This window comes from Pseudomonas sp. GW822-FHT03F08 (genome assembly GCF_058801265.1).
This window is the reverse complement of sequence record NZ_JBXANC010000009.1, coordinates 223,839-245,583: the sequence shown is the minus strand read 5'-3', so window position 1 is coordinate 245,583 and position 21,745 is coordinate 223,839. Positions and strand designations below refer to the sequence as shown.

The 21,745-nt window shown below is 60.5% G+C and carries 23 protein-coding genes; 14 read left to right on the top strand and 9 right to left on the bottom strand.

The genetic code is table 11. The features are described from left to right. The first annotated feature begins 10 nt into the window (after positions 1-10). The 7 genes from AC1RME_RS23125 to ppnP all read left to right on the top strand — a co-directional run bounded on the left by AC1RME_RS23125 (position 11) and on the right by ppnP (position 7,489). A complete protein-coding gene (locus AC1RME_RS23125; RefSeq protein WP_493091777.1) occupies positions 11-880 on the top strand; it encodes an SDR family oxidoreductase in 870 nt (289 codons plus the stop codon). Between the two features lie 3 nt (positions 881-883). Beyond that, positions 884-2,500: a geranyl-CoA carboxylase subunit beta gene (gene atuC / locus AC1RME_RS23120; protein WP_493091776.1), complete on the top strand. Its 1,617-nt coding sequence runs from the start codon at positions 884-886 to the stop codon at positions 2,498-2,500. Between the two features lie 29 nt (positions 2,501-2,529). Beyond that, positions 2,530-3,687 (top strand): citronellyl-CoA dehydrogenase, encoded by a 1,158-nt coding sequence (gene atuD, locus AC1RME_RS23115; protein ID WP_096821105.1) that lies wholly within the window; start codon positions 2,530-2,532, stop codon positions 3,685-3,687. Beyond that, positions 3,684-4,481 carry an enoyl-CoA hydratase/isomerase family protein gene (locus AC1RME_RS23110; protein WP_493091775.1) on the top strand — a complete coding sequence of 266 codons (798 nt, stop codon included), beginning with the start codon at positions 3,684-3,686 and terminating at the stop codon, positions 4,479-4,481. The genes atuD and AC1RME_RS23110 overlap by 4 nt, the downstream gene beginning before the upstream one ends. Before the next feature lie 68 nt (positions 4,482-4,549). Beyond that, the gene (locus tag AC1RME_RS23105) at positions 4,550-6,511 is read left to right on the top strand and encodes an acetyl/propionyl/methylcrotonyl-CoA carboxylase subunit alpha (RefSeq protein WP_096821103.1); all 1,962 of its coding nucleotides are present in this window, start codon (positions 4,550-4,552) and stop codon (positions 6,509-6,511) included. Positions 6,512-6,580: 69 nt separating this feature from the next. Then, positions 6,581-7,123, top strand: a complete 543-nt coding sequence (locus tag AC1RME_RS23100; protein WP_096821102.1) for a 3'-5' exonuclease — start codon at positions 6,581-6,583, stop codon at positions 7,121-7,123. 81 nt (positions 7,124-7,204) lie between these two features. Continuing rightward, a complete protein-coding gene (ppnP, locus tag AC1RME_RS23095; RefSeq protein ID WP_007940055.1) occupies positions 7,205-7,489 on the top strand; it encodes a pyrimidine/purine nucleoside phosphorylase in 285 nt (94 codons plus the stop codon). Positions 7,490-7,560: 71 nt separating this feature from the next. Here the strand turns inward: ppnP and AC1RME_RS23090 are convergent, their stop codons facing one another. Both AC1RME_RS23090 and AC1RME_RS23085 read right to left on the bottom strand, forming a co-directional pair. Next, positions 7,561-8,367, bottom strand: coding sequence for an MOSC domain-containing protein (locus AC1RME_RS23090; protein ID WP_096821101.1), 807 nt, complete (start codon positions 8,365-8,367; stop codon positions 7,561-7,563). 112 nt (positions 8,368-8,479) lie between these two features. Then, positions 8,480-9,415 (bottom strand): chemotaxis protein CheV, encoded by a 936-nt coding sequence (locus tag AC1RME_RS23085; protein WP_034155209.1) that lies wholly within the window; start codon positions 9,413-9,415, stop codon positions 8,480-8,482. A 455-nt stretch (positions 9,416-9,870) separates the two neighbouring features. Between AC1RME_RS23085 and AC1RME_RS23080 the strand changes: the two genes are divergently transcribed. The 3 genes from AC1RME_RS23080 (at position 9,871) to AC1RME_RS23070 (ending at position 12,381) form a co-directional block, all read left to right on the top strand. Continuing rightward, positions 9,871-10,341 (top strand): hypothetical protein, encoded by a 471-nt coding sequence (locus AC1RME_RS23080; RefSeq protein ID WP_096821100.1) that lies wholly within the window; start codon positions 9,871-9,873, stop codon positions 10,339-10,341. 490 nt (positions 10,342-10,831) lie between these two features. Further along, positions 10,832-11,725 carry a sensor histidine kinase gene (locus AC1RME_RS23075; RefSeq protein WP_096821099.1) on the top strand — a complete coding sequence of 298 codons (894 nt, stop codon included), beginning with the start codon at positions 10,832-10,834 and terminating at the stop codon, positions 11,723-11,725. After that, the gene (locus tag AC1RME_RS23070) at positions 11,722-12,381 is read left to right on the top strand and encodes a response regulator (protein ID WP_096821098.1); all 660 of its coding nucleotides are present in this window, start codon (positions 11,722-11,724) and stop codon (positions 12,379-12,381) included. Before AC1RME_RS23075 ends, AC1RME_RS23070 begins: the two co-directional genes overlap by 4 nt. Here the strand turns inward: AC1RME_RS23070 and yegS are convergent. Next, positions 12,365-13,282, bottom strand: a complete 918-nt coding sequence (gene yegS / locus AC1RME_RS23065) for a lipid kinase YegS (RefSeq protein WP_493091774.1) — start codon at positions 13,280-13,282, stop codon at positions 12,365-12,367. The two genes, AC1RME_RS23070 and yegS, sit on opposite strands and share 17 nt — an antisense overlap. A gap of 315 nt (positions 13,283-13,597) precedes the next feature. Here yegS and AC1RME_RS23060 point away from each other — a divergent pair, with 315 nt between their 5' ends. Then, a complete protein-coding gene (locus tag AC1RME_RS23060; protein ID WP_493091773.1) occupies positions 13,598-13,906 on the top strand; it encodes a hypothetical protein in 309 nt (102 codons plus the stop codon). Positions 13,907-13,947: 41 nt separating this feature from the next. On the opposite strand, the gene AC1RME_RS23055 is transcribed toward AC1RME_RS23060, so the two are convergent. Both AC1RME_RS23055 and moaB read right to left on the bottom strand, forming a co-directional pair. Beyond that, positions 13,948-15,174 (bottom strand): molybdopterin molybdotransferase MoeA, encoded by a 1,227-nt coding sequence (locus tag AC1RME_RS23055; protein ID WP_493091772.1) that lies wholly within the window; start codon positions 15,172-15,174, stop codon positions 13,948-13,950. Then, a complete protein-coding gene (gene moaB / locus AC1RME_RS23050; protein WP_096821094.1) occupies positions 15,158-15,697 on the bottom strand; it encodes a molybdenum cofactor biosynthesis protein B in 540 nt (179 codons plus the stop codon). The genes AC1RME_RS23055 and moaB overlap by 17 nt, the downstream gene beginning before the upstream one ends. 81 nt (positions 15,698-15,778) lie before the next feature. Here moaB and mobA point away from each other — a divergent pair, with 81 nt between their 5' ends. Continuing rightward, positions 15,779-16,381, top strand: a complete 603-nt coding sequence (gene mobA / locus AC1RME_RS23045) for a molybdenum cofactor guanylyltransferase MobA (protein WP_493091771.1) — start codon at positions 15,779-15,781, stop codon at positions 16,379-16,381. A 78-nt stretch (positions 16,382-16,459) separates the two neighbouring features. After that, a complete protein-coding gene (locus AC1RME_RS23040; RefSeq protein ID WP_085710733.1) occupies positions 16,460-16,681 on the top strand; it encodes a YgdI/YgdR family lipoprotein in 222 nt (73 codons plus the stop codon). 74 nt (positions 16,682-16,755) lie between these two features. Here the strand turns inward: AC1RME_RS23040 and AC1RME_RS23035 are convergent, their stop codons facing one another. From AC1RME_RS23035 to AC1RME_RS23025, 3 genes are all read right to left on the bottom strand, one after another. Beyond that, positions 16,756-17,649, bottom strand: coding sequence for a pseudouridine synthase (locus AC1RME_RS23035; RefSeq protein ID WP_096821092.1), 894 nt, complete (start codon positions 17,647-17,649; stop codon positions 16,756-16,758). A gap of 69 nt (positions 17,650-17,718) precedes the next feature. Continuing rightward, on the bottom strand, positions 17,719-18,036 hold the full coding sequence (locus AC1RME_RS23030) for a transcriptional regulator (protein ID WP_085730606.1): 318 nt from the start codon (positions 18,034-18,036) through the stop codon (positions 17,719-17,721). Positions 18,037-18,208: 172 nt separating this feature from the next. Then, positions 18,209-18,445 (bottom strand): glutaredoxin family protein, encoded by a 237-nt coding sequence (locus AC1RME_RS23025; RefSeq protein WP_007955734.1) that lies wholly within the window; start codon positions 18,443-18,445, stop codon positions 18,209-18,211. A 202-nt stretch (positions 18,446-18,647) separates the two neighbouring features. On the opposite strand from AC1RME_RS23025, the gene AC1RME_RS23020 reads away from it, so the two are divergent. Continuing rightward, positions 18,648-20,360 (top strand): cation:proton antiporter, encoded by a 1,713-nt coding sequence (locus AC1RME_RS23020; RefSeq protein WP_096821091.1) that lies wholly within the window; start codon positions 18,648-18,650, stop codon positions 20,358-20,360. On the opposite strand, the gene AC1RME_RS23015 is transcribed toward AC1RME_RS23020, so the two are convergent. Further along, entirely contained in the window at positions 20,357-21,565 is a 1,209-nt protein-coding gene (locus AC1RME_RS23015) for an ammonium transporter (RefSeq protein ID WP_096821150.1), read from the bottom strand. The two genes, AC1RME_RS23020 and AC1RME_RS23015, sit on opposite strands and share 4 nt — an antisense overlap. Positions 21,566-21,745 lie beyond the last annotated feature (180 nt).

The window sequence follows — 21,745 nt, the reverse complement described above, 5'->3', positions numbered from 1 at the left end:
AGGATTGTCCATGGCATACGAATCGATTTTCCGGGCTGACCTGTTCAGCGGCCAGACCGTGATCGTCACCGGTGGCGGCAGCGGCATCGGGCGTTGCACCGCCCATGAACTGGCCGCGCTCGGGGCCACCGTGGTGCTGGTCGGACGCAAACCGGAAAAGCTGCAAGCCGTTGCTGCCGAAATCGCCGAGGACGGTGGCCGGGCGCACTGGAGGGCTTGCGACATTCGTGACGAAGAAGCGGTGAAAGCGCTGGTCAGCGAACTGATCCGCGAACACGGGCCGATCCATGGACTGGTCAACAATGCCGGCGGGCAATACCCGTCGCCGCTGGCCTCGATCAATCAGAAAGGCTTCGAAACCGTGCTGCGCACCAATCTGGTCGGCGGTTTCCTGATGGCTCGGGAAGTGTTCAATCAATCGATGAGCAAACACGGCGGCAGCATCGTCAACATGCTCGCCGACATGTGGGGCGGCATGCCCGGCATGGGCCACTCCGGCGCCGCCCGTTCAGGCATGGACAATTTCACCAAGACCGCGGCATTCGAATGGGGTTATGCCGGGGTTCGGGTTAACGCAGTGGCGCCGGGCTGGATCGCCTCCAGCGGCATGGACACCTATGAAGGCGCGTTCAAGGCGGTGATCCCGACCTTGCGCGAACACGTGCCGCTCAAACGCATCGGCACCGAATCGGAGGTCAGCGCCGCGATTGTATTTCTGTTGAGCCCGGCGGCGTCGTTCATCAACGGAAGCACGTTGCGCATCGATGGCGCGGCCAGCCTGGGCAGTCGCGCATGGCCGTTGCACAAGGCGACCCACAGCGAATCCTTCAACGGCTTCCACCGGGCCTATATGCCGGACGTCTTGAAGGACAAGGAGTAAGCCATGCCGCAGATCCAGTCCCAGCTTGACCCGCACAGCGAAGCCTTTGCGCGCAACCGCACCGCCATGCTCGCGGCCATCGAGCAAGTCCAGCAGCTCGAACAGAACCTGCTGAACAAGGCCGCCGAAGCCAAACCGAAATTCGACAAGCGCGGGCAACTGCTGCCCCGCGAACGCCTGAACCTGCTGCTAGACCCTGGCGCGCCATTCCTCGAACTGGCGAGCCTGGCCGGCTACAAACTGCACGACGACAAGGACGGCAGCTCGGCCGGTGGCGGTTTGATTGCGGGCATTGGCTACGTTTCCGGCGTGCGGGCGCTGGTGGTGGCGAACAACAGCGCGATCAAGGGCGGGACGATTTCCCCGTCGGGTCTGAAAAAATCCCTGCGCCTGCAACAGATCGCCCAGGAAAACAAACTGCCGGTGATCACCCTCGCCGAAAGCGGCGGCGCCAACCTCAACTACGCGGCGGAAATTTTTGTCGAAGGTGCACGCAGCTTTGCCAATCAGGCGCGCATGTCAGCCATGGGCCTGCCGCAGATCACCGTGGTGCACGGCTCGGCCACGGCCGGCGGCGCGTATCAGCCGGGGCTGTCGGATTACGTGGTGGTGGTGCGCGGCAAGGCCAAGCTGTTTCTCGCAGGCCCACCCTTGCTCAAGGCAGCGACTGGTGAAGTGGCCACCGACGAAGAACTGGGCGGCGCCGAGATGCACGCGCAAGTCGCCGGAACCGCCGAATATTTGGCCGAGAACGATGCCGACGGCGTGCGTCAGGTGCGGGAAATCATCAGCCTGTTGAACTGGAACGAGCAGCTTCCGTGGCTGCCCGAACCGCAATTCAAAGAGCCGCTGTATCCCATCGACGAACTGCTGGGCCTGATCCCGGACGACCCGAAAAAGCCCTACGACGTGCGTGAAATCATTGCGCGGATCGCCGATGAATCGCGTTTCATGGAGTTCAAGGGCGAGTTCGATCAGCAGACCGTTTGCGGCCACCTGAAAATTCAGGGCCGCGCCTGCGGTTTCATCGGCAACAACGGCCCGATCACGCCCAACGGTGCAAGCAAGGCGGCGCAGTTCATTCAGCTGTGCGACCAAAGTCAGACACCCCTGCTGTTTTTCCACAACACCACCGGGTTCATGGTCGGCACCGAATCGGAACAGCACGGCGTGATCAAGCACGGCTCCAAATTGATCCAGGCCGTGGCCAATGCACGGGTGCCGAAACTGACGGTTGTGGTCGGCGGCTCCTATGGCGCGGGCAACTATGCGATGTGCGGACGCGGGCTCGATCCGCGCTTCATCTTCGCCTGGCCCAACAGTCGCACCGCAGTGATGGGTGGCGCCCAGGCCGGCAAGGTGCTGCGGATCGTCACCGAAGCCAAGCAGCTGAAGGACGGTCTGGTGCCCGACCCGAAGATGCTCGACATGCTGGAACAGGTCACCGCGCAGAAACTCGACAGCCAGTCCACCGCCCTCTACGGCAGCGCCAACCTGTGGGACGACGGGCTGATCGATCCACGCGACACCCGCACCCTGCTCGGTTACCTGCTGGATATCTGCCACGAAGCCGATGTGCGCACGCTGGCCCCCAACAGCTTCGGCGTCAGCCGGTTCTGATTGCCACGGACTCAAGGAGAACAATAAAAATGATCTTCACCCCGGAACACGAAGCACTGCGCCGCACCGTCCGCCAATTCGTCGAGCACGAGATCAACCCGCACGTCGATGAATGGGAAAAGGCCGGGCGCTTTCCGATCCACGAGATTTTCCGCAAGGCCGGCGACCTCGGCCTGCTGGGGATTTCCAAGCCGGAAAAATTCGGCGGCATGGGCCTGGATTACAGCTATTCGATCGTCGCCGCCGAAGAGTTCGGCACCATCCATTGCGGCGGCATTCCGATGTCGATCGGCGTGCAGACCGACATGTGCACCCCGGCCCTCGCCCGCTTCGGCTCCGATGAATTGCGCGACGAATTCCTGCGCCCGGCGATCACCGGCGAGCAGGTCGGCTGCATCGGCGTCTCGGAAGTCGGCGCCGGCTCCGACGTCGCCGGGCTCAAGACCACCGCGCGCAAGGACGGCGACGACTACGTGATCAACGGCAGCAAGATGTGGATCACCAACTCGCCGAGCGCCGACTTCATCTGCCTGCTGGCCAACACCTCGGACGACAAGCCGCACGTCAACAAGTCGCTGATCATGGTCCCGATGAACACACCGGGCATCAGCCTCAGTTCGCACCTGGACAAGCTCGGCATGCGCAGCTCGGAAACCGCCCAGGTGTTTTTCGACAACGTGCGGGTGCCCCAGCGCAATCGCATCGGCCATGAAGGCGCCGGGTTCATGATGCAGATGCTGCAATTCCAGGAGGAACGCCTGTTCGGTGCGGCCAACATGATCAAGGGCCTGGAATACTGCATCGACAGCACCATCGAGTACTGCAAGGAGCGCAAGACCTTCGGCAATGCGCTGATCGACAATCAGGTGATCCACTTCCGTCTCGCCGAATTGCAGACCGAAATCGAATGCCTGCGGGCGCTGGTCTATCAGGCCACCGAGCAATACGTGAAAGGCCAGGACGTCACCCGACTGGCTTCGATGGCCAAGCTCAAGGCCGGGCGTCTCGGTCGCGAAGTCAGCGACAGCTGCCTGCAATATTGGGGCGGCATGGGCTTCATGTGGGACAACCCGGTGGCCCGCGCCTACCGCGACGTGCGACTGGTGTCGATTGGCGGCGGCGCCGACGAAATCATGCTGGGGATCATCTGCAAACTGATGGGCATCCTGCCGGGGAAAAAGAAATGAGCACCCTGCCCGATTGCCAGACGCTGTTGCTGGAGCCGCATAACGGCGTGCTGCACATCACCCTCAATCGCCCGGAAAGCCGCAACGCCATGAGCCTGCAAATGGTCGCCGAACTGCGCGCAGTGCTGGCCGCCGTGCACGATGACCGCAGCGTTCGCGCGCTGGTGCTCAGCGGTGCCGGCGGGCATTTCTGTGCCGGTGGCGACATCAAGGACATGACCAACGCCCGCGCTCAGGGCAGCGATGCCTATCGCGAGTTGAACCGCACTTTCGGGTCGTTGCTGGAAGAAGCGCAGCACGCGCCGCAAGTGCTGATCACCGTGTTGCAGGGCGCGGTGCTCGGGGGCGGTTTCGGGTTGGCGTGCGTAAGCGATATCGCGATGGCCGATCATCAGGCGCAATTCGGTCTGCCGGAAACCAGCCTCGGCCTGTTGCCGGCGCAGATCGCGCCGTTTGTGGTGCAGCGCATCGGCCTCACTGAAGCCCGCCGCCTGGCCCTGACCGCCGCGCGTTTTGACGGCCATCAGGCGCGGCGCCTGGGGCTGGTGCATTTTGTCGAGCAGGATCCCCAGGCACTGGCCGAACGGCTGGATGAAGTGCTGCAACATGTCCTGTGCTGCGCCCCCGAAGCGAATGCCGCTACCAAGAAATTACTGCTGGCCAGCGCCGGCCAGCCGTCGAGTGAATTGCTGGATGAAGCGGCGCAGTGGTTCAGCGAAGCCGTGACCGGTGCCGAAGGTATCGAAGGCACGATGGCGTTCGTGCAAAAACGCAAACCTGGATGGAGCACCTGACCTTGTGGGAGCAAGCTCGCTCGCGATGAGGCCCTCCAATTCACCGCCAACATTCAGGAAAAACCACCATGCCCGCCCTCCACAAAATCCTGATCGCCAACCGCGGTGAAATCGCCTGCCGCATCCAGCGCACTGCCCAGGCCCTCGGCTATCGCACCGTCGCGGTGTTCAGCGACGCCGACGCCGATGCGCTGCATGTCCAAATGGCGGACGAGGCCGTGAACATCGGCCCGGCGCCGGTGCAACAGTCCTACCTGAACATCCCGACCATCCTCGACGCCGCCCGGCGCAGCGGTGCCGACGCGATCCATCCTGGTTATGGCTTCCTTTCGGAAAACGCAGGGTTCGCCCGAGCCTGCGAACAGGCCGGCCTGACCTTCATTGGTCCCAGCGTCGAAGCCATCGAACTGATGGGCAGCAAACGCCAGTCGAAAATTGCCATGCTCGCTGCCGGGGTGCCGTGCATCGCCGGCTATCAAGGCGCCGAGCAGGACGACGCGACCCTGACACGCGAAGCCGAACACATCGGTTATCCGCTGATGATCAAGGCCAGCGCCGGCGGTGGCGGACGCGGCATGCGCCTGGTGCATCACGCCGAGGAGCTGGCGGCGCAATTGCGCACCGCCCGCTCCGAAGCCTTGAACGGTTTCGGCAGCGACGAACTGATCCTCGAACAAGCCCTGATTGAACCGCGCCATGTCGAAGTGCAGTTGTTCGGCGATCACCACGGCAACCTGATCTACCTGGGCGAGCGCGATTGTTCGATCCAGCGTCGCCATCAGAAAGTCATCGAAGAAGCACCGTGCCCGGTAATGACCGAAGAACTGCGTCAGGCGATGGGCGAAGCGGCGCTCAAGGCCGGACGCGCGGTGAACTACGTGGGCGCCGGCACCGTGGAGTTTCTCCTCGACGCCCGAGGCCAGTTCTACTTTCTGGAAATGAACACCCGGCTGCAGGTCGAGCATCCGGTAACCGAGTTGATCACGGGGCTGGACCTGGTGGCGTGGCAGCTCTTGGTTGCCGAGGGCCAGCCGCTGCCGCTGACGCAAGCACAAGTCAAACTCGATGGCCACGCCATGGAGGTGCGCCTCTACGCCGAGGATCCGGCCCAGGGATTTCTGCCGCAGACCGGCCGTGTCGAAGCCTGGGAACCGGCACTGAATCGGGGTGCGCGGGTTGATCATGGGCTGATCGAAGGTCAGTCGATCTCACCGTTCTACGACCCGATGCTCGGCAAACTGATCGCCCACGGCGCGACCCGCGAAGAGGCCCGGCGCAAACTGTTGTGCGCGGTGCAGGACAGCGTGTTGCTCGGCGTGCAGAGCAATCAGCGACTGCTCGCCAGTCTGTTGCAGCATCCGCAGTTCATCAGCGGTGAATTCAGTACCGGGTTTATCCCGCAACACTTCGCCGACCATCCTTGTCTGCACCCGCATACACCGAGTGCCGAAGAACTCGCAGTCGCAGCGTTGCTGTTTTATCAATCCTGTGCCGGGGCGCATCGTTCACCCTTGGCCGGTTGGCGCAACAATGCCGGGGCGCCGTTGCACTATCAACTCGGTCTCGACGACCAGACGTGGAGCGTGCAGTTGCTCGCGGCCCCGGACGGCATCGTTCGGGTTCAGGTGGCTGAACGTGCCTTCGAACTGAAGCTCATCGAATACAACGAACGCTCGATATCCCTCGAAATCGAAGGCCTGCGCCGGCGCCACGCCTATCGCCTGCACGACGACCATCTCTGGCTGTTCACCCGTCCCGGCAGCCTGCGCCTGGTGGATCGAACTCATGCCGTGATCGACAGTCAGACCAGCGTCAGCACCGGCACCTTGAAAGCCCCGATGGATGGCGCAATCATCGACGTGCTTGTCAGCGAAGGCAGTCCGGTCAGCAAAGGCCAACTGCTGGTGGTGCTGGAAGCGATGAAAATGGAGCACCCGCTCAAGGCCGGCATCGATGGCGTGCTCAAGCGGGTGCAGGTCAAGGTCGGCGATCAGGTCAAAAATCGTCAGGTTCTGTTGCAGGTCGAGTAGTCGCCGCGCGCATCCGCAAGGTTTGACTACGCTCTGAATAATCAGGACGCGGAAATCAGGAACCCTGCGATGCCCCATTGGCTGGTCATTGATCTGGAAGCCACCACCGATGAAGGTGGCTGGCCGGTTACGGAAATGGAGATCATCGAGATTGGCGCCACCCTGGTGGATCGTGCCGGTCGCGAGCAGGATCACTTTCAACGCTTCGTCAAACCGACGCGTCGGCCACTGCTGACGCCGTTCTGTCGTGAGCTCACGCATATCACTCAGGCCAACATCGACGCGGCGCAACCGCTGACCGACGTCTGGCCGGCGTTCGAGCGCTGGCTCGGTCAGCACCAGACACGCCTTGAAGGCTGGGCCAGCTGGGGCGATTACGACCGCAAGCAATTGCTTCAAGAATGGCAGCGCCTGCAACTCGACAGCGCCCTTAGCCGCGTGCCGCACATGAACCTCAAACAACGCTTTGCCAAGGCCCGACGCCTCGAACGGCCTCTGGGACTCAATGGCGCCCTGCAACTGGCGGGCATGCAGTTCACCGGTCAGCAGCATCGAGCACTGGAAGATGCGCGTAATACCGCCCGATTATTACCGCTGGTGCTGCCGCTCTAGCGCAGGTGACGGCGCCCTGAGCCTTGTGCATACTGGCCGACCTTTTTGACCCTTTTAAGCCCTTTTCGAGAGGAATCGCCCATGTTTAAAGTCAACGAGTACTTCGACGGCACCGTCAAGTCGATCGCCTTTGGCACTGCTGAAGGTCCTGCGACCATCGGCGTCATGGCCCCGGGCGAATACGAATTCGGCACCAGCCAGCGTGAAATCATGCACGTGGTGTCCGGCGCACTGACCGTCAAACTGCCGGACAGCAGTGACTGGGAAACCTTCGCTGCAGGCAGCCAGTTCAACGTGCCAGCCAACAGCAAGTTCCAGCTGAAAGTGGCTGTCGACACCGCTTACCTGTGCGAATACCGCGGCTGAAACCACGGTTTCCTGCGGCAATAAAAAATGCCCGTGTCCTTGGACACGGGCATTTTTCGTTTCGGGGCAGATTACTCGAGGATTTCCACCGGCATGCCGACTTCGAGTCGACCGTTGCTGTCATTGACCAGGTTCTGACCGAACATCGCACCGTCGGCCTGGGCGCGGGTCTTCTGCAGAGTCGCCAGCGGCTCGCGATCCGCGCTGCGTTCACCGGTTTTCGGATCGATCGTAGTGAGAATGCAGCGTGAACACGACTTGACCACGCGGAACTCGACATCACCGATGCGGATGCGCTTCCAGCCATCCTCGGCATAGGCCTCGCTGCCTTCGATCACCAGATTCGGCCGGAACCGCAGCATTTCCAACGGACGCCCGACTTCCTGCGACAGATGTTGCAGCGACGCCTCGCCAATCAGCAGCAGCGGGAAACCGTCGGCGAACGCCACCTGGTCGTCATCGTTGCCGTACCCGGCCGCAGTCGTGCGGGCGCGATCCAGCGGCACTTGCACCAGGCGGGTCGGCTTGCCGATGAATTCGCTGACCCAGCGGGCCGCTTCTTCGCCGGCATCCGGCACGCGCAGGGTGTCGCGCCAGATGGTCACGCCGCGCAGTTCGGCTTCGTTGCCGGGCAACGCGATATCAATTGCCGAATGCCCCGGCGCATCGAGGGTCAGGCCACCGTCGGCATTCCACAGCGCCGACAACTGGCTCATCTTCGCTTCGGCACGTTGAGTCAGGAAACGCCCGCTGGCCTCGTCCACCAGCATCCAGCGTCGATCGCCCTCAAGCCCCAGTTTGTCCAGGCCGATCCCTTGCAGAACCTCGCCCTTGCCGGATTTCAACGGGTAACGATAAAGCGCGCTCAGACGCAGCATGGCCAGCTCCCTGATGGGTGAAAAACGCCACCCTATACGAGCTGGGTCGCCGAATCAAAGGCCAGAGAATGAGGAAGCGAACTTGCTCGCTTCCACTGCAACCGCTTTGTGATCAGGCCGGTACTTCGTCGAGCATCAGGCGCTGGCGCACCACGTCGACCAGTTTGTCCGGCTGGAACTTGGAGAGGAAGTTGTCGCAGCCGACCTTCTTCACCATCGAGTCGTTGAAGCTGCCGGACAGCGAGGTGTGCAGCACCACGTACAGGCCACGCAGACGCGGGTCGTTGCGGATTTCGGTGGTCAGGCGATAGCCGTCCATTTCCGGCATTTCCGCGTCGGTGAAGATCATCAGCAACTTGTCGGTCATGTTGACCCCAGTGTCGGCCCAGGCCTTGAGCATGTTCAGGGCCTTCAGACCGTCGCTGGCGATGTGCATCTTCACGCCCAACTGGCCGAGGGTGTCGCGCAACTGCGACAGTGCAACATTGGAGTCATCCACCAGCAGCACTTCGCGACCACGGGCGCGCTCCAGGACCGGATCGTCGAGTTTGTCGCGGGAGACCTTGGCGTTGTACGGGACGATTTCGGCGAGGACTTTCTCGACGTCGATGATTTCCACCAATTGATCGTCGACCTTGCTGATGGCGGTCAGGTAATGCTGGCGGCCGGCGCTGGTCGGCGGTGGCAGGATGGCTTCCCAGTTCATGTTGACGATGCGATCCACACCACCGACGAGGAAGGCCTGCACCGAGCGGTTGTACTCGGTGACGATGATCGTGCTGTTGGGGCCCGGCACCAGCGGACGCATGCCGATCGCCTGGGACAGGTCGATCACCGGCAGGGTCTGGCCGCGCAGGTTGACCACACCGCAGACAAACGGGTGACGCTGAGGCATCAGGGTCAGCTTCGGCAGTTGCAGGACTTCCTGAACCTTGAACACGTTGATCGCGAACAATTGGCGCCCGGCCAGCCGGAACATGAGAATTTCCAGGCGATTCTCACCCACCAGTTGCGTGCGTTGGTCTACCGTATCGAGAATGCCGGCCATCAATGACTCCTGGGCTTGTTCTGGTGAATTCACTAAAGGGGGTTATCGGCTGATTCCGGCCAATCTTGATCCCCATACAAATCACCTACAAAATGCCATGAGAAGGCATTGATGTCACATTAACATCATGCTTTACTGGCCCCGTGATTTCATCTGCTACATTCTCTGCGGCGCGACCTCGGTTTGCGCGGTAGGTTCCCGTGTCTAAGGGATTCCCCTAGTAACAATCAGGCCCAACCTGATGTTCGCAATATCCAATAGCCATTAATGTGACGCCATTCTCATTGCATGAACGGAGTCAGGCTTTTGTGTGCGATCGCAGGTCAGTGGAACCCCATCCTCTCGAAACCCCCGGCACAAGCCTCCTCGGCACTGCAGGGCGCGATCTCACGACGGTTCATGATCGTCGACACACACGACATTCGCTCATCAGACATGACGTTGTGGAGATAAGCATGCCGAACGACCGTAAAGAGTGGGCGCAGCGCTTCCCCGAATTTCTTGTCGAGGCTGAAACGCTCCTGGCCAAGTCCGAAGAGTGCCTGAGTCATTTGCAACTGATCAGCAATGACAAGGACGCCATCGACTGCATGCTCAGCACCCTGCTCAAACTGGCGAACAAGGCCGATGCCCTTGCATTGGTGGCCGTGTCCGAGTTCTGTCTGCACCTGCATGGCCTGCTCACTCAGACGCAGGATCATGTCGACCTGCATGCCCAGGCGCTCGACGCCCTGAAAGATTGCTTCACCTTGATGGCCTGGCAACTTGAACTGGTCGACCAGAGCACCGGCCAGCTGAGCCTGGACGAAAGCGAGCAGACGTCCCTCATCGAAGCGTTCGCCTTCCAGGTGGGTCAGAGCCAGTTTCAACCGCCGCTCAGTGCCAAACCCTTGTCTCTCGTGTCCTATTCGGAGCGGCAAGCGTAATCGAGTGCACGCCGGGCCCATTGCAGCCCGTTAGTTCGAGCCATCGAATGTCGCAATTGAATAACTCATGCCTGCCAGCGACATCCTCAAATAAATAATTACGCGTCAACATGCAGACTGCCCAGCGCTGAAGTCAGGGTTTACCTGTGTATGAAAAATGAAAACTTCAGGTTTCATCGATAATTATCGATTCCAATAATTCAACTTTTTCCATTATGGAACTCGCGTCCAACATGGTGTATTTCCTGACTCTTTGGACATATAGGGCGAACGCGACCAACGGTATGTTAAGTGGTATTATGCCGCGCGTTAGTTGCTTTCACTTAATGGCACAGTGACTTCAATGATCGGTCTGCTCCGAAGTTGACAGTCAATTATCGATCACTGAACCGTATTGAAACCAACAACCTGAACCACAGATTTTCAGACAGAGACCGCCAGCCACTCTGACCGGTCTGCCCGCAGCGAACATCCATTGGCTCCATCCGCTATGTACGCCAGCCTCAAGTCAATCGCCACATGGCCACCCTCCCGAGAAAACGCGCGCAGGTTCACGCTCACGCTTTGCATTGGCGCGGCAGTGGGCAGTCTGCTGACTTATGGTTTGTCCGCGCCGCTGTCGTTTGGCCTGCTGCTGATCAATCTGGCAGCCGCCGCTTGCGTCTTTACCCAGCATCGCCTGTCGCGCAAATCGATCAAGTTCCAGCCTCAGGAACTGGCCGACCGATTACTCGAAGTCCAGGAAAACGAACGTCACCGTCTCAGTCGTGAACTGCACGATGATATTGGTCAGTTGCTGACCGCCGCCAAACTGCAAAGCGAATGGCTCAAGCGACGCCTGCCGGACGACTTGCAGGAACAGTGTTCGGCACTCTGCGACACCCTTGAGGAAACCCTCAACAAAGTTCGCGATGTTTCGGCCATTCTCAATCCACGGCAACTGACCAGCCTGGGGCTGGAAGCCAGTTTGCGCGCACATCTGCTCAAGACACTGACCAACACCTCGGTGCACTGGAGCCTGGACTGTCAGCAGCGTTTGAACGGCATCCCTGAGGAAATGGCAGTCGCCGCCTTCCGCATCACCCAGGAAGCCGTGACCAACATCCTGCGTCATGCGCAGGCCAAGAACCTGCTGATCCGCGTGCAACGTCTTCCCCAAGGCTTGACCCTGCTGATCAGCGATGACGGTCTGGGCTTTGCCCCGGCCGCCAATCCCGGTCGTGAAGGACAACGAGGCATGGCCGGGATGGCCGAACGGATCGAGCAACTGGGCGGCACCCTGAGCGTGACGAGCGAACCGGGCAAAGGCACTCAAATCGAAGCACTATTCCCCTGGGCGCCCCGTGCACTCGAGCGGGCCAGTACGAATAAGGTTATGCGTTGACTTGTAACTTACTTCTGGTGGATGACCACTCGCTGATCAGAGCCGGCGTGCGCGCTCTGGTGCTGGATATTCCCGGTTATGCGGTAATCGGCGAGGCCAATGACGGCTCGCAGTTGCTTGAAATGGTCGAGCAACTGAACCCCGATATCGTCTTGCTGGATATCTCCATGAAAGAAACCGGCGGCCTCGAAGCGTTGCAACGGCTCAGACGGGTTCGTCCGCACAGCAAAGTGCTGATCCTCTCGATGCACACCGATCCTGCACTGATCATGCAGGCACTGGAATCCGGCGCTCACGGTTACTTGCTCAAGGACACCACGGCGACCGAGCTCGAACACGCGCTGGAAGCCCTGCGCAACAACGAGCGCTACCTGAGCCCGGCCATCGCCCACACGGTGATCAATCAGGCACTGACCCGCAATCAGAAGCTGCAACCGGAGGTCGCCGACTCACATAACCTGACAGCGCGCCAGCTGGAAATCCTGCGCCTGATCGTGCGCGGCAAGTCCACCCGCGAGATCGCCAATGGTCTGGGCCTGAGCATCAAGACCGTGGAAACCCACCGCTCGCAGATCATGAAACGCCTGCAGATCTACGATGTGGCCGGGCTGGTGCTGTTTGCCGTGCGGGAACAGATCATCAGTCTGGACGACTGAAGCACCGCGTCCTGCCCAACAGCGGCGAGTTCTCCGGCAAATGCACACGCAGTGCCGCCGGACGCGCCGCAAACCGCAGACTGTCTCCCTCCAGGGGCTCGCCATCAAGATTGATGCAGAGCCCTTCGGCCACCTTGATTTCGACCCACGGCAAACGCGTGCGCACAAACATGTTGTCGATGCCGAACCCGTCGCTGAGCAGGGTTTTCAGCGTGCCGACCAGCTCCTGAGGCGCCGGCAGGATACTGATATCCAGCAGGCCGTCATCGGCCAGTGCCTCTGGGCACAATACATGCCCTCCACCCGCCTGGCGGCCATTGCCGATACCCAGCGCGAGCAGCTCACCGCGCCAATGGAAATCCGGCCCCTGCAATTCGCCATGGGCGGCGTGCAACTCACTGAATCGCGACAGGCCCGTAAACAGATAGGCCGCGCCCCCCAGCACCTTTTTCAGATCTTCCGAGGTATTGGCGGTGACCTGACTGCCAAAGCCGCCCGTGGCCATGTTCAGGAATATCTGCCCGCCCACCTCCCCCAGATCGATGTCACAGGCAGGCGCATCAAGCAATTCGAGTGCCTCATCCGGTTCCAGAGGAACACCGGCCGCGCGAGAAAAGTCGTTGGCGGTTCCCAGTGGCAACAACACCAGACTGGCCTTGCCCGGGTGAGCCGCCAGGGCCTCGGCGATATCGCGCAAGGTACCATCGCCACCGCCAGCAATGATTTGCCCGAATCCGGCAGCCAGCGCTTCTTCGACCAGACGCTGGGCATCGCCGGCTTCCCAGGTCAGGCGCACAGCCAATTCCCAGCCCTGTCCGCGTTTGCGTTCAACCGCGGCGCGAACCGCTTCGTTGAGTGCCTGCTTGCCATGCAGAATCAACAATGCCCTGCGTTCACTCATTTTGGTCACTCCCGGAATTGAATCGGTTCGGGACATCTTGACCCTCACGGCACGCAAAAGAGCCGCCGCAATCCCAAGTATTTCCAGCGCCCCCCTTTCACGCGTCCTACAAGGCGGTATTTTTTCGTACGGAATGTAAGGAATCGGCTCAATTGACCCGTCCTGGCCATTGGTACACCGTGTGTCGGTGGCAACAATCTTCAACCCGATCACACAAGGATGTGCAGGTAATGAGTCAATACATCATCAGGACTTTCGATCATTCGAGTAACCGTTTCTGCCGGCAGAAACTCATGGCAGCAGGCGGGAATCTGCATGTACAGCCATGAAGCAAGAATGCCATCGAGCCCGGTTGCTCCCCTCTCCGACAGTCGTGCCAGTCAAAGGGCCGAACTCAACAGCTGTGCCAAAAACACTGGAGAAACCGTTATGGAACCTCGTGTCACCGAGCTGGAAACCCACCTCAAATACATCCGCCGTGACATGGACGAAGTAAGAGGAGACGTCAAAGCCATCAAGCACCGTCTCGCCTACTCCGCAGGTGCCACAGCGGTGATTCTTGGATTGTTGGGCTGGGTTGCCAATAGTCGCTTCGATCAGCTCGTTGCACTGATCAGCCGCTGACGGACTGAAATGCAGGCCCACACGAGCCTGCATTTCAATGATCAGCCGAGAAGTTCACTCAGGGGAATGAAAGGCACCATATCTCCCTGGGACAGGGTGCGCCCCTCCTGCACCTCCACCAATCCATCAGCCCAGGCGGCGCTACGCAGAACGCCCGAGCTCTGGTTTCGGTAGATCGTTGCCTGTCCCTGTTCCAGGCGCCCCCGCAGGAATTCACGCCGATTGCCGGCCTGGGGCCAGACGAAGCCAGCCGGGACTGGAAACTTGAGTGGCTCGACATCCTGCACACCCTGACGACGCAGCAGATAGGGCTTGGTCAACAAGGCAAACGTCACCAGGGTCGACGCCGGGTTGCCGGGCAGGCCGATGACCGGAACACCACGGAAATGACCAACAGTCAAAGGCTTCCCGGGTTTGATCGCCAGCTTCCACAGTGTCAGCTCACCCTCTTCCCTCAGCGCAACACCGAGGAAATCCGCTTCACCAACCGATACGCCACCGGTCGACAGTATCAGATCGGCCTCTTTGAGCTCCCCAAGACGTGCGCGGGTGGTGGGCAAGTCATCCGGAAGAATACCGGCATCCAGCACTTCACAGCCCAAACGCTGCAGCCAGCTGCACAGCACCACCCGGTTGCTGTTGTAAATCTGTCCCGGGCCCAATGCCGTTCCCGGTTCGACCAACTCATCGCCAGTGGACAGCACTGCCACGCGGATCTTGCGGACCACGTCAAGGCCGGCACAGCCCAAAGACGCGGCCAGCCCTTGCTCGATCGGACCGAGCCGGGTTCCCGCGGACAGGATCAACTCGCCCACGGTGGTTTCCTGCCCCTGCGGGCGGATGTTCTGTCCGGACACCATGGTCTCGATGAACCGCACTCGTTCGTCGGCCTCGATCACCGCGTTTTCCTGCATCTCGACGCAATCGGCGCCCGGCGGAACGGGTGCGCCCGTAAAGATGCGGGCGCAGGTGCCCGGCTCCAGCGGTTCAGGCGACTGGCCGGCAAAAATCTTCTGGCTGACCGGCATTGGCTCACCTGTCCAGTCGGCCAGGTTCAAGGCATAACCGTCCATGGCACTGTTGGGCCATGGCGGCAGATCCAGTGTCGAAACCAGATCCTGCGCCAACACGCGCCCCTCGACCTGCGCCAGTGGCAGATATTCGGATTCGACAATCCGCGAGGCGTCAGCCATTTCCAGCAGACGCGCCAGGGCCACCTCGACCGGCATCAGGCTGCCGGTCTTGCCAGGCTTACCCACGGGATTCACAGGGAGCTGCCTGTTTCAGGTGAGGGACGAAATTGCACGGGCGGTGCCGCGAATCCAGTTGTTCAGCCAGGATGCCATCCCAACCGGTACGTACCGCGTTGGTCGAACCCGGCAGACAGCAGACCAGCGTACCGTTGGCCAACCCTGCCAGGGCACGGGACTGCACAGTGGAGGTGCCGATGTCGGCAACCGAAATCTGGCGGAACAGCTCACCAAAACCATCGACTTGTTTGTCCAGCAGGCACCCAACGGCTTCCGGCGTGCTGTCGCGCCCCGTGAAGCCAGTGCCCCCAGTGATCAGCACCACTTGCACGACGTCTTCGGCAATCCAGTGGGCGACTTGCGCACGGATTTTGTACAGGTCATCTTTGAGCAATACCCGCTCCGCCAGGTTGTGACCGGCTGCGGTCAAACGGTCGACGAAGACCTGGCCGGAGGTATCGGTTTCCAGAGTGCGGGTGTCGCTGACCGTCAGTACCGCGATATTGAGCGGTGCGAAAGGTACATCAGCCTTGGCTTTCATAGGCTCATCCAGTTGTAGGAGAAACAGCCCGGTGTTATATCACAGCGCCTCATTTTTTCGCCGAACCTGCGGAGAGTTGCCATGACTTCCAATACCCGATTGCCGCCCTGCTCCGTCCTGTTGCTGGCCGGTGGACGAGGCCAGCGCATGGGCGGTCAGGACAAGGGGCTGATCGAATGGCACGGGGAACCACTGATCGCTCATTTGCAGCACAAGGTTCGTCCGCTGACCGACGACCTGATCATTTCCTGCAACCGCAATCGCGAACGCTATGCACCCTTTGCCGATCAATTGGTCTCGGATGACGAGGAAGATTTTCCCGGACCATTGGCCGGTATTCGTGCAGGTTTGCGAGCCGCCCGCCATACGCATCTGCTGGTGTTGCCATGCGACGTACCGCGAATCGACCTTCCCTTGTTGCAGAGCATGCGCGAGGTCGCCAGCCTGCACCCTGAAAATCCTCTGATGCTGCGTCACGACGAGCACTGGGAACCGCTGCTTTGCGTGATTCCCGTGGCGCTTCTGCACGCATTCGAAGAGGCCTGGCACGAGGGGGAGCGCAGCCCTGGCCGGCTCATGCGCAGCCTTGGCGCCCAGGCCCTGACTTGCCCGGACAACGACCCACGGCTGGCCAATCTCAATACCCCGGAACTGTTAAGCTCTCATAACACTGTGTCAGACTGACCGCGTTCAAGGAACTCTCACGCCTTGTATACGTCTACAAGCTCAGTAACCAAAAGAATTCCCTTCGGAGACAAACACATGACTCAACGGACTCTCGCCACTTTCATGCTCGCACTGGGCCTGGCCACCCTCGCCGGTTGCGCTTCGCCAACTGTGATCACCTTGAATGACGGTCGCGAAATCCAGGCCGTCGACTCGCCTAAATACGACAAGGATTCGGGCTTCTACGAATTCGAACAACTGGACGGCAAGCAGACTCGCATCAACAAAGATCAGGTTCGCACCGTTAAAGAGCTGTAAGCGACGCCAGATACAAAAAAGCCCGCATTTTGCGGGCTTTTTCGTGGGCGGTAGAAAGTGGATTGCGCTATGGATCACCAGTCCAGCGTGATCCGGCTTTCAAATTCACGCGCCTGACCCGTGACCGGATCGATGAACCGCAAACCCTGCGCCAGAAGCTTGAGCGGTTTGGCGTAATCATCCTCAACGTCCTTCAGCACCTCGGGATAGAACGGATCGTTGCAGATGCTGGCGCCCAGCGACGTCATATGCACCCGCAACTGGTGTTTCTTGCCGGTCACCGGATACAGGCCGTAGCGCCAGAGGTCACCGTTCTTTTCCCGCACTTCCACTGCCGTTTCGGTGTTGCTGACACCTGGGCCTTCCTGCATACGGAAAAACGGCTCGCCATCGACCATGCGGCTCTTGTGCACCAATGGAAAATCCAGCCCCGGCAATGCAGCAGCGATGGCTTCGTAGCGTTTTTCGATTTGCCGTGTCGGGAACAATGACTGATACGCCGAGCGCGTCTGAGGATTGGCCGAAAAAATCACCAACCCGGCGGTGTGCCGGTCAATCCGGTGCAGCGGCACCAGGTGCGGGTTGTCCAGTCGGCGAATCAACCGGCGCAGCAGCGTTTGCTCCACGTACTCCCCCGCTGGCGTCACCGGCAGGAAATGGGGTTTGTCCGCGACAACCAGGTGCTCGTCCGCATAGAGAATCGACTCGAACACCGGAATCGGCTTTTCATCCGGCACTTCGCGAAAGTAATGGATGCGCAGGCCTTCCTTGTACGGCAAGTCCAGCGCAATCGGCTGGCCTTCACCATCCAGCACCCGGCCTCGGGCAATCCGGTCCAGCCATTGATCGCGTCCGATGGCACTGAAGTGATCACACAGACAATCGAACACTGTCCGCCAGTCGCCGGGGGGCAGATAAAGCGTGCTGGCCTGATTCTGTGCGGCGGAAAATGTAGATGTGCTGGACATACGGAGAACTCGAACCCTCAAGGCAGAGCGGCATTATCCAACACGGGACGCAGCAGACCTAGCGCAGAATCAGGCGGGAATCGATTTGAGGGCCGCCGCCTCAGTGAATTCCTTCAGCCAGCGCAATACATCGACGGCCTCCCAGCGGCCCGGATCGTACAAGGCGTACAACAAGCCCTGATAACCCACCACATCCAGTTGCTTGTGATAACCGGCGCGCTGGAACAACGCCTCGATCTCGGCAAAACAGGTATTGAAATGCAGCTTGTTGAACGGCGTCTTGCCTTCCGTGACCAGACCGTCCAGGCGCAATTCGTGGACGGCTTCGCGCACCACGTCAACCGACATCCGGTTCACGCTGCTTTTCAACTGTTCGACATTGACCACGGTTCATCCCTCTGACGTCCTGGCTGCCCTGCCTGATGCCCCAAAAGGACACAGCACGACGAGCCCACTCAATTACTGTATGAACATACAGTAACCGAATAAACCCGAGAGTGCCAAGGATCGATGACCGTCGCGATGAATGGCCAGGTCGGAACAACGTCGAGGGAAAAGGCTAACGCAGGAATGCCACAACCTGATCGGCGCTGAACGGCCACCCCAGCTCCGCCCCGGTATCGACCCGGCGCAGCACAGGAATCCGCAGGCTGTAGGCCTCGAACCAGGACTCATCATCAGCAATGTCCACCAGTTCCACCAGCAGGCCATGCTCGACAAACGGCATCAGCTCGGCTTCAGCGACTTCACACAGATGGCACCCCAGGGTGCCGAACAACTGGCATTCAGGAAGCATGCGCGTTCAATCCCAAAATTTGATTGGCCATTTTAGGCCTCACCTGTGAACCCGTCGACCCATCAAAGGCTTCAAGCCATCGAGCGGGTTTATCCTCGCAAAACCCTGACTCAAATCAGCCCGCACAAATGCGTTTTCCAGCATGCTCCGGTGTTTTTTGCCTCTACGCTTGAAGAGCCTGACCCTGCCGCCGGAGTGTTTTGTGTTTGCCAATCTGTTGATCATTCTTGCCTCGTCCCTGGTGATGATTGCCCTGTTCCGCCGCCTGCGCCTGCCGCCAGTGCTGGGCTACCTGTGCGTCGGACTGATGGTCGGACCGAAGGCGTTCGACTGGATCAACGAGAGTGAACACCTGCCGGACCTTGCCGAGCTGGGTGTGGTGTTTCTGCTGTTTTCGCTGGGGCTGGAATTCTCCCTGTCGAAAATGATTGCGCTGCGCCAGGTGGTTTTCCGTCTGGGCAGCCAACAGGTGCTGATCAGCACAGCGCTGCTGGGAAGTATGCTGATGCTGCTGGGCATGCCCCTCACCCCGGCGCTGCTGCTCGGCGCGGGGCTTTCGCTTTCATCCACGGCGATCGTCACCAAGGAACTGGGCAGCCTCGGCGAAATCTTCAGCAGCCACGGCCAGAACGCCGTGGGTGTCCTGTTGTTTCAGGATGTGGTGGCCGTGTTGTTGCTGACGCTGGTACCCGTCTTCGCCGGTAGCAGCGATCAGGCCTGGTATTGGGCGTTGCCGCTGACACTGCTCAAGACGGTTGTGCTGTTCATCGGCTTGCTGCTGGCCAGTCGCTGGCTGTTGCCACGTCTGTTTCAGGAGGTGGCGGCCTCGCGTTCGGCCGAGCTGTTCGTGCTGCTGGCGCTGGTGATCGTGTTGCTCACGGCGTGGCTGACTCACCTGCTCGGCCTGTCCCCTGCCCTCGGCGCCTTCCTGGCCGGCATGCTGCTGGGGGAAAGTCATTATCGGCATCAGATCGAAGCCGATATCCGGCCGTTCCGCGACATCCTGCTCGGCCTGTTCTTCGTCAGCATCGGCATGCTGATCGACCTGCAATTGTTTGCCAGCCACAGCCTGCTGATACTCGCCATGACCCTGGGTTTGCTGGTGATCAAGGGTTCAGTGGTGGCGCTGCTGGTGAAATGGCGCGGCAACGACAATGAAACCGCGTGGCGCAGCGGCCTGGCGCTGGCTCAGGGCGGCGAGTTCTGTTTCGCCCTGATGGCGCAGATGCAGCAGAACCGGTTGATGCCCGCCGAACTCGGCGCGCTGCTCCTCGCTGCCACATTCTGCTCGATGCTGCTGACGCCGCTGATGTTGCGTGCAGCACCGCGTATCGCCGCCGCCCTGCACCGCAAACCCAATCAGGAAGCACAGATCGAACACATCAGCGCCCTCAATGCCGGACTCGATCAGCATGTGGTGATCTGCGGTTACGGTCGTGTCGGTCAGTCGATCGGACGCTTCATGCGCAATGCCGGGCAACCTTACATCGCCCTGGATAACGACCCCGTACGTATACAGGAGGCCGCCACCGTCGAACGCGACGTGCATTACGGCGACTCGGCACGCGGCGACCTGCTGACTGCCGTCGGTTTGCTGCGCGCAAGGCTGCTGGTGATTGCCGTGGATAAAAGCGATGTGGCGTTGCGGGTGCTCAAGGAAGCCCGGCGACTCAACTCGAAGGTGCCGATTCTGGTGCGCACCCGCGATGACAGTCAGTGGGCCGAACTGAAAGCCGCCGGCGCCAGCGAAGTGGTGCCGGAGCTGTTGGAATCAAGCCTGATGCTCGCGTCCCATGCCTTGATTCTGCTCGGTCTGCCGGCACACCAGGTGCAGGAGAAAGTCGATCGGGTGCGCATCGACCGCTATCGCCTGCTGCATGGCTTCTACCCGGGTGCCGAAGATGAAGAGACTTAGTCCTGACTTACCGCGCCAATCTTGTGCAGCGACAGATCAGCGCCGTAATACTCCTGTTCCTGACTCAGGCGCAGACCATGCAGCGCCTTGATCGAACCGTAGACGGCGAAGCCACCGACCAGCGCCACCAACACGCCCAACGCCGTGCCGATCAACTGGCTGATCAGGCTGACGCCACCGAGCCCGCCCAACGCGGTCGAGCCGAAGATCCCGCAGGCGATGCCACCCCACACGCCACACAAGCCGTGCAGCGGCCAGACACCCAGCACGTCGTCGATCCGCCATTTGACCTGCGCCGCCGTGAAGCACCAGACAAACAGGGCGCCCGCAATCGCACCGGTCACCAGCGCGCCCACCGGGTGCATCAGGTCGGAGCCGGCACACACCGCCACCAGACCGGCCAACGGGCCGTTGTGCAGAAAGCCCGGGTCATTGCGCCCGACGATCAACGCCGCCACGGTACCGCCCACCATCGCCATCAACGAATTAACCGCCACCAGACCACTGACACCCTGCAAGGTTTGCGCGCTCATCACGTTGAAGCCGAACCAGCCGACGATCAGGATCCACGATCCCAGCGCCAGAAACGGAATGCTCGACGGTGCGAATGCCACCAGCCGGCCATCGCGATAGCGGCCATTACGCGGGCCGAGCAACAGCACCGCCGCCAGCGCCAGCCAGCCTCCCATGGCGTGAACCACCACGGAACCGGCGAAGTCATGGAAGGATGCACCGAACCGCGCCGCCAGCCAGGCTTGCAGACCGAAGTTGCCGTTCCAGATCATGCCCTCGAAAAACGGATAGATGAACGCCACGATCAGCGCCGTCGCGCACAATTGCGGAACGAACCGTGCCCGCTCGGCTATGCCCCCGGAAATGATCGCCGGAATCGCTGCCGCAAAGGTCAGCAGGAAGAAAAACTTCACCAGCCCGTAACCATGATCGGCGCTGAGCACCGCCGCCGGTTGCAGGAACGTCACCCCGTACGAAATCCAATAGCCTATAAAGAAATAGGCCAGCGTCGACACCGCGAAGTCGCTGAGGATCTTCGACAAGGCGTTGACCTGATTCTTCTGGCGAACCGTTCCGACCTCCAGAAAGGCGAAACCGGCGTGCATGGCCAACACCATGACCGCACCGATCAGAATGAACAACGTGTTGGAACTGTGAACGAGCGTATCCACAGCGCTTTGCAGATTTTCCATGAAGAGGCAGACCCAAGGCTGAAAAAGGCACCAAAGCGGTTCATGCAGACATTTCATGCACCAAGTTGCGACCGCGCAGTCACCGATCCACTGGTCCGGCGAACCGCTTTGGCGCACAAGGTCGATGTCCTGATATGAACCCGTGTCATCCGGGCTATGATTTCCCGGCTTCGCGCCCGG